The sequence below is a fragment of the Acinetobacter lactucae genome (assembly GCF_013344765.1).
In the GTDB taxonomy this organism is placed as follows: Bacteria; Pseudomonadota; Gammaproteobacteria; order Pseudomonadales; family Moraxellaceae; genus Acinetobacter; species Acinetobacter lactucae_A.
In genome coordinates this window covers 1-7,335 of the sequence record NZ_JABVBF010000172.1, presented here as the reverse complement: position 1 = coordinate 7,335, position 7,335 = coordinate 1, and the positions used below count along the sequence as shown (strand labels likewise).

Below are 7,335 nucleotides of genomic sequence, written 5' to 3'. Positions count from 1 at the left end.
GTATTTTGGATTTAAATATTAGCCCACGTTCCACGTGAAACATGGACTAAGCTTTTGTTTAACTATTTTTATCCCAGAACTTTCTGAAGTTTCTACTTATCTCGATCGTATTACGTTTTGCTTTTTTAGAAATAGGTGTCAAGTTTATAAAACCATGGGTTTGATCTGGATATTCTTCATAATGCATTTTGACACCATTTTGTCTTAGCTTATAACTATAAATTTTCGCTTCATCATGTAGTACGTCATGGCCAGCTGTAATCACGAAAGCTGGTGGATTCTTTTTCAAATTACCATAGGTCGGAGAAATAATTGGGTCATCTAATTCTACGTTATGCTGAGTCGCATAATACTGAGTGACATTATTGATATCGTTATCTGTCAAAACTAATCCTTCGTTATAAGCATAAAAAGAAGGATGTCGGCTTTTAAAATCAACCGTAGGATAAATGAGAAGTTGTGCTTGCGGAGCATAAGGTTTGTTTACTGATCTTTGAGCCACAACCGTACTGATATTTCCGCCTGCACTATCCCCCGCTACAGCAATGCGATTTTTTAATATTTTTAATTGTCTACGATTTTGATAGACCCAAGCCAATGCATCTTCGCATGATTGAATTAAATATTGAGGCGAGACTTCTGGTGCAAGAGGATAATCGATACTGAGTACCTGTACTTTTGCATATTTTGCTAATATGCGACAAACCTCATCATGAGTATCTAAACCACCTACAACAAACCCTCCTCCATGATAGAAAACAATGAGAGGGAGCTTTTTATTCGGTGACGGATTGTAGTGTCTTGCGAAAACAGTTCCACTTTGAAGTGGTAAACGAATATCTTCTACTGAATCAATTTCAGTTGATTTCTGGCGTATAGCCAACATCTGTGTATCGAACTGTCGTCTAGACTCAATAGGGTCTGAACCAATAAAACCGATACGTCCCTGTTTAATTTGTACGGCCATCAAACATTTAGTAAATGAGTCGAGATCTGGATATTGGTAGGAATATCCAAGAATTTTAGCAAGTGATTCTTGAGCCAATCGAGGTAGCTTATCAAGAGCTCGAGCAGCAGGCCCTTGGCCCTTATCTAGCAATGTTTGAATTTTTTGATTAAATGCCGTCATGCCGGTCTCCATGAATTCCTCTTATCCTTCATATTTTCTACAGAATTCTGTTGCTGTTTGACTATATTCGCATACAACTCATGTAATCAAGATACAAAGATAAAAACTAAATTACGCTAATCTGATTTAAAGCAAATGTCATTAACAAATCTGTCGTTTTAAACAGAACTTTTTTGCCAATTATTGTTAACTGATAAAAAGAGGTACTACTATGTCAGTAAAACTAGTTGTTACTCTATTAGCAACCAGTCTTTTAACTGTAGGCTGTGTGGCTTATACGGATGACCCTTACTATCGCGGTGGTTATGGGCACCATGATCGTGATGATCGTTATGACCGCAACGATGGACGTCGATATAGTGATTGGGAGCGAAAACGTTGGGAAGAGCGTAAAAGAATATACGAACAACAACGTAAAGATGCTCGTGAACAGGGCAAAAATCGTCGTGAATGGGATAAAAGACATCGTGACTGGGATAAAAAACGAGTAGAAGATCGTGATCATAACCGTCGAGATTCTCGTCATGATGACTAAATTCATTACTATATAAAAAGCCCCAATAAGCTACGTCTTTTGGGGCTTTTTTGAGAATTCTAAACTCTCTTAATTATAGAGTAATGAGTAGCAGCTCACTTCATACATAAATCGGCATCTTAAATATATGACTCTATAATCATTTAACTATTCTTATCACTAAGAATTACTGAGCTGTTGCAGAACCTGAAACAGAACCAGAAGCACCAGCATCAACTTGACCTGGTTGTGCTTGACCAGAAACACCAGCATCTACACCTACATCAGCCTGTACGCCAGATGGGCTAGCACTTGTTTGAGCAGAACCTGATGCGTTTAAACCAGCTTCAGATGCACAACCAACAGCTGTAAAAGCAACACCAGCAAGCACTACAGAGATAAGACCTAATTTTTTCATAATCACTTTCCTTTCATTACGACAAACACTTAAATGCAAAGATCATCTTCGCGCTGCCTATAATTCACAATTTTTTTTTCTGGCGTGCGTATCATTGGTTGTCTTTTGTAGTAATAGAAGTACAAATTGTGCAACTTTTTATTAAATTCGCTTCCTTACTCTTAGCCCTATCTCTTATATAAAACTAGTAACTTAAGCTTTTGTTTAATTTTATCAATTTTTAATTTTTATCTGAGCCTTTTGCTCTACTCAAAAAAATTCTCTTTATAGAAACGCTATATAAGGTGCGTAGAATGTTACAGAGGTTTTTTGCTTAAAAATTCCTGTTTCGATTAAAAAAGCCGGGTATAAACCACGGCTTCTCTAAAATTTACGATATTTCAATTTAAATTACGGCCACTGCATCTCGCCTTTTACAACTTTTGCACCGAGCTCTAGGCTATCCACACTTTTTAATGTTGGATATTGTTTTTGCATGAGTTGACTCAGCTCACTCGCATTTTTACTTACTTTAACAGCTTTCTCATAGCTCTTGAGATAGTCGATCGAAAAGTTAACCGCATCCAAACCTTGTGGAGCTCCCTCAACCATATGGGCAGGAACAACTGTCTGAGGTTGAAGTGCTTTAATGCTTTCTAGCGTTTGAATTACTTCATTACGGTCTTTAACTTTTGGTGTATCTGCCATCCACAAATGAATACCTGAAGATACAGGAATACCACCTACTACTGCCTTAGAAGAAGGAATCCATAAATAAGTAAGTTCTTTCTTACCTTTAATCTCGATTGACTCATTCTCTAACTTTAAAGTTTTAGCAGTATAAGCTTGAGGCACAATAATTTGGCTAGGCGCATTTGCACCCATTTGTGGACCCCAATACTTCACTTTGAGCGCTTGAGTATCTTGAATATGTTTAACAGTTTCCGGTGTTGCGATGATTTGTACATTTGGGAAGTATTGTTTAAATACGTCTAAGCCAAAGTAATAGTCTGGATCGCCATAGCTTACAAAAATTGTTTTGAGCGTTTTACCGCTATCGATAATGTCGGCAGCAATACGTAATGCTTCAGATTTTGAGAATTGCGCATTCACCAACAGAACTTCTTTATCGCCTTCAATTAAAGTAGAAGTCACACCGAAATGTTCGGGTTTAGCCAAGAAACTTTGGATTTTCAAATCTTGCGCAAAAGCTGAGGAAGTTACTGTTAAAGCAGTAGCAGTTGCTAGGGCTGAAGCAGTTAATTTAAAAAATTTCATTATGTATTCTCCAATTTCATGAGAAATACTTTAAATTGCAATTCCTGTAAGGTAAATGCACTAAATTAAGATAAACTGTTGCATATATTGTAATAATGATAAAGCATATGGACACATTAAAAGCCATACAAGTCTTTGTTTCTATTGCTCAACATGGCAATTTAACCAAAGCCGCAGAACACTTAAATTATTCACGTGCAATGGTTTCTCGCTATCTTGAACACTTAGAGCACACATTCTCAACTCGACTATTTCAAAGAAATACCCGAAAAATATCTCTCACTCCAGCAGGTGAAAAAGCCCTACTCTACTGCGAGAATATTTTACAACAACAGCAACTTTTACAAGAGTTGGCCGCACCCGAACAACATAACGGTACGATTCGCTTTACCTGTGGTTTATTTTTATTTCAATTAGGGGTTGGGGAATGTATTCGCAAATTTAAACAGCAACATCCACATATCCAATTTGATGTGTATCTGACTGAAAATACGATGGACTTAATTGATGCTCAGGTCGATTTAGCTTTACGTATAACGCAAAAAGTTGCAGATGGATTAATTGCGAGACCTGTTTGTCAAATTGAGTCCGTTTTCTGTGCTCATCCTAATTATTTAAAGCAGCACAGCCCCCTCTCCCATCCAAGACAACTGATTCAACATGAATGCTTAGCTCACCATAGCCAACATCAATTTTGGACTCTTTTTGATAATGAACAGCAGCCTCAAAACTATCCTTTGAACGTTACCTTTAAAAGTAATGATGTAAATGCTGTTTATGACATGTGTGTACATGCTCAAGGTGTGGCAATGTTACCTACTTTATTAGTTAAAAAAGATTTAAAAGAAAAACGATTAGTTCCTTTATTTGAAAACTTTTCGGCTCCTGAGTTAAGTTTGTCTGTGGTATATGCTTCAAGACAACATTTGCCCAAAATAACTCAGGAATTTATTGCTTTTATGATCGAAAATTTAGATTTTTACTTAAAACCGCAAAATTAAAAGTTTTAAATTGCCGTGTACGCTTGAATTTTTAGGCAATGCCCATACTTCATCCCTATTAATGAATTACAGCATATGCATGGCAGTTCAGGTTTTACCCAGTAAATGCTGATGCCAAAAGGACTGTACATGTTTAAAAACCCATTTAAACGGAGATCATCAATGGCTAATGAGCAAAATGAGCAAGCTCAAGACATTCAACACGAGCAAGCAGAGCAATCTAATGAGCAAACTCAGGCTGAAGGTGTAGAGCAAGCAAACGACGTTACCGTTGAATCTTTACAAGCGCAAATCACCAAATTAGAAGAAAGCCTAAAACTTGAAAAAGCACGTACTGCGAATGCAGTTTACGAAGCACAAAAAAGTGTAGAGCGTATTCAACGTGAGTCTGACAAGCATAAAGAGACTGTGCTTGAAAAATTTGCAAAAGAATTACTAGATTCTGTTGATAATTTAGAGCGTGCAATTCAAGCAGCTGGCGATGAAGAAACACCAGTACTTGAAGGTATTAAACTCACCTTGAAGTCGCTGTTAACCACACTTGAAAAATTTGGTGTTGTAGAAGCTGATACAAAAAATGGCTTCAATGCGGATTTACATCAAGCTGTAGGTATTGACCCAAATGCTAAAGCGAATGAAATCGGTAGCGTTTTACAAAAGGGTTATACATTAAATGGTCGCTTATTGCGCCCTGCTATGGTTATGGTTGGTCAATAAATAATTTTTTGAGAGTTTTTAGATTTTTTTTCGCTAAAACGCTTGAAAAAAATAGATTCACTCTCATATCGGATAACAAGCAAAAACATTGCAAAAGAATTTTTGAGGAAAACGTCACATGGCAAAAATTATTGGTATTGACTTAGGTACTACCAACTCATGCGTTGCTGTACTTGAAGGCGATAAAGTAAAAGTAATCGAAAACGCTGAAGGCGCACGTACAACTCCATCGATCATTGCTTATAAAGATGGCGAGATCTTAGTTGGTCAAAGTGCTAAGCGTCAGGCAGTAACTAACCCGAAAAATACATTATTCGCTATCAAGCGTTTAATTGGTCGTCGTTATGAAGATCAAGCGGTACAAAAAGATATCGGTCTTGTACCTTATAAAATCATCAAAGCGGACAATGGCGATGCTTGGGTTGAAGTAAACGATAAAAAATTAGCGCCTCAACAGGTTTCTGCTGAAATCTTGAAAAAGATGAAGAAAACTGCAGAAGACTATTTAGGTGAAACAGTGACTGAAGCAGTTATTACTGTTCCTGCTTACTTTAACGATGCTCAACGTCAAGCAACTAAAGATGCGGGTAAAATCGCTGGCTTAGACGTTAAACGTATCATTAACGAACCAACTGCTGCCGCACTTGCGTTCGGTATGGACAAAAAAGAAGGTGACCGTAAAGTTGCAGTTTACGACTTAGGTGGTGGTACTTTTGACGTATCAATCATTGAAATCGCAGACCTTGATGGCGACCAACAAATCGAAGTGTTATCAACAAACGGTGATACTTTCCTTGGTGGTGAAGACTTTGATAACGCGTTAATTGAATTCTTGGTTGAAGAATTTAAGAAAGAACAAAGTGTGAACTTGAAAAATGATCCACTTGCGTTACAACGTTTGAAAGAAGCTGCTGAAAAAGCAAAAATCGAGCTTTCTTCATCGAATGCAACTGAAATCAACCTTCCATACATCACCGCTGATGCAACTGGTCCTAAACACTTAGTGATCAATGTAACACGTGCAAAACTTGAAGGTTTAGTTGCTGATTTGGTTGCTCGTACAATTGAGCCTTGTAAAATCGCACTTAAAGATGCTGGTCTTTCGACATCTGACATCTCTGATGTAATCTTGGTTGGTGGTCAGTCTCGTATGCCACTTGTACAACAAAAAGTACAAGAATTCTTTGGCAAAGAGCCACGTAAAGACGTGAACCCTGATGAAGCAGTTGCAATCGGTGCTGCGATTCAAGGTGCTGTATTATCTGGTGACAAAACTGACGTTCTTTTATTAGACGTAACACCATTAACTTTAGGTATTGAAACAATGGGCGGTGTATTAACACCAATCATTGAGAAAAACACGACGATTCCTGCGAAGAAATCACAAGTGTTCTCTACTGCTGCTGACAACCAGCCTGCTGTAGACATTTCTGTTTACCAAGGTGAACGTAAGATGGCTCAACAAAACAAATTGTTGGGTAACTTCCAATTAGGCGACATCCCACCTGCTCCACGTGGTGTGCCACAAATTGAAGTATCTTTCGACATCAATGCTGATGGTATCTTGAAAGTATCTGCTAAAGATAAGAGCACTGGTAAAGAGCAATCGATCCAGATTAAAGCAAACTCAGGTTTGTCTGATGCTGAAATCGAAGCAATGATTAAAGATGCTGAAGCGAATGCTGAAGAAGATCGTAAGTTTGAAGAACTTGCAAAAGCTCGTAACGAAGCGGATGCATTAATTTCAAGCTCGAATAAAGCAGTTAAAGATCTTGGTGATAAAGTTACTGAAGATGAAAAAACTGCTGTGAGCACTGCAGTTTCTGAACTTGAAGCAGCAACAAAAGAAAATGATGTTGAAGATATCAAAGCGAAAACTGAAGCTTTACAAAACATCTTGATGCCTATCACTCAACGTGCTTATGAACAAGCACAGCAAGCTGGTGGTGCTGAAGGCTTTGATCCAAATGCATTCCAAGGTGGCGATGCGGGTCAACAAAAAGCAGATGATGGCGTTGTAGATGCTGAATTTACTGAAGTTAAAGATGACAAAAAATAATTTGTCGCTTTAAAAAAGACCGCGCGAAAGCGCGGTTTTTTTTAAGATAAATCCTGTTATTCTCAAGTATTGGATTTTTAAATTTTGCCTCAGATGATGAAATCGTACTCCATGCTGAATGAGATGCTTCAAGTAAGTATTTTCGGCGTGTAACTTCCTTCACATTTTATTTATCGGTAATCATTTTATTTTCAGTATCTTAACTACTGCAGCTGTATACATTTTTGACAAGTAATTGCT

General features: G+C 37.6%; 7 protein-coding genes. 4 read left to right on the top strand and 3 right to left on the bottom strand.

The window, feature by feature from the left end:
- Positions 1-58: 58 nt before the first annotated feature.
- A complete protein-coding gene (locus tag HUN22_RS14345; protein WP_174730636.1) occupies positions 59-1,129 on the bottom strand; it encodes an alpha/beta hydrolase in 1,071 nt (356 codons plus the stop codon).
- Positions 1,130-1,340: 211 nt separating this feature from the next.
- On the opposite strand from HUN22_RS14345, the gene HUN22_RS14340 reads away from it, so the two are divergent.
- Positions 1,341-1,664 carry a hypothetical protein gene (locus HUN22_RS14340; RefSeq protein WP_174730633.1) on the top strand — a complete coding sequence of 108 codons (324 nt, stop codon included), beginning with the start codon at positions 1,341-1,343 and terminating at the stop codon, positions 1,662-1,664.
- 166 nt (positions 1,665-1,830) lie between these two features.
- Here the strand turns inward: HUN22_RS14340 and HUN22_RS14335 are convergent, their stop codons facing one another.
- Together HUN22_RS14335 and HUN22_RS14330 are read right to left on the bottom strand one after the other, a co-directional pair.
- The gene (locus HUN22_RS14335) at positions 1,831-2,061 is read right to left on the bottom strand and encodes a hypothetical protein (protein ID WP_217484449.1); all 231 of its coding nucleotides are present in this window, start codon (positions 2,059-2,061) and stop codon (positions 1,831-1,833) included.
- A gap of 390 nt (positions 2,062-2,451) precedes the next feature.
- Positions 2,452-3,318, bottom strand: coding sequence for an MBL fold metallo-hydrolase (locus tag HUN22_RS14330; RefSeq protein WP_174730627.1), 867 nt, complete (start codon positions 3,316-3,318; stop codon positions 2,452-2,454).
- 107 nt (positions 3,319-3,425) lie between these two features.
- Here HUN22_RS14330 and HUN22_RS14325 point away from each other — a divergent pair, with 107 nt between their 5' ends.
- The 3 genes from HUN22_RS14325 (at position 3,426) to dnaK (ending at position 7,095) form a co-directional block, all read left to right on the top strand.
- Complete coding sequence (locus HUN22_RS14325; protein ID WP_254617545.1) at positions 3,426-4,319, top strand: LysR family transcriptional regulator; 894 nt, start codon at positions 3,426-3,428, stop codon at positions 4,317-4,319.
- 162 nt (positions 4,320-4,481) lie between these two features.
- On the top strand, positions 4,482-5,036 hold the full coding sequence (gene grpE, locus HUN22_RS14320; protein WP_002115470.1) for a nucleotide exchange factor GrpE: 555 nt from the start codon (positions 4,482-4,484) through the stop codon (positions 5,034-5,036).
- 118 nt (positions 5,037-5,154) lie between these two features.
- Positions 5,155-7,095, top strand: coding sequence for a molecular chaperone DnaK (gene dnaK / locus HUN22_RS14315; protein WP_002115449.1), 1,941 nt, complete (start codon positions 5,155-5,157; stop codon positions 7,093-7,095).
- Positions 7,096-7,335: the final 240 nt, after the last annotated feature.

Coding starts and splice junctions, on each gene's coding strand:
- grpE (WP_002115470.1), top strand. CDS start 4,482: ATGGCTAATGAGCAAAATGAGCAAGCTCAAGACATTCAACACGAGCAA.
- HUN22_RS14335 (WP_217484449.1), bottom strand. CDS start 2,061: ATGAAAAAATTAGGTCTTATCTCTGTAGTGCTTGCTGGTGTTGCTTTT.
- HUN22_RS14340 (WP_174730633.1), top strand. CDS start 1,341: ATGTCAGTAAAACTAGTTGTTACTCTATTAGCAACCAGTCTTTTAACT.
- dnaK (WP_002115449.1), top strand. CDS start 5,155: ATGGCAAAAATTATTGGTATTGACTTAGGTACTACCAACTCATGCGTT.
- HUN22_RS14330 (WP_174730627.1), bottom strand. CDS start 3,318: ATGAAATTTTTTAAATTAACTGCTTCAGCCCTAGCAACTGCTACTGCT.
- HUN22_RS14345 (WP_174730636.1), bottom strand. CDS start 1,129: ATGACGGCATTTAATCAAAAAATTCAAACATTGCTAGATAAGGGCCAA.
- HUN22_RS14325 (WP_254617545.1), top strand. CDS start 3,426: ATGGACACATTAAAAGCCATACAAGTCTTTGTTTCTATTGCTCAACAT.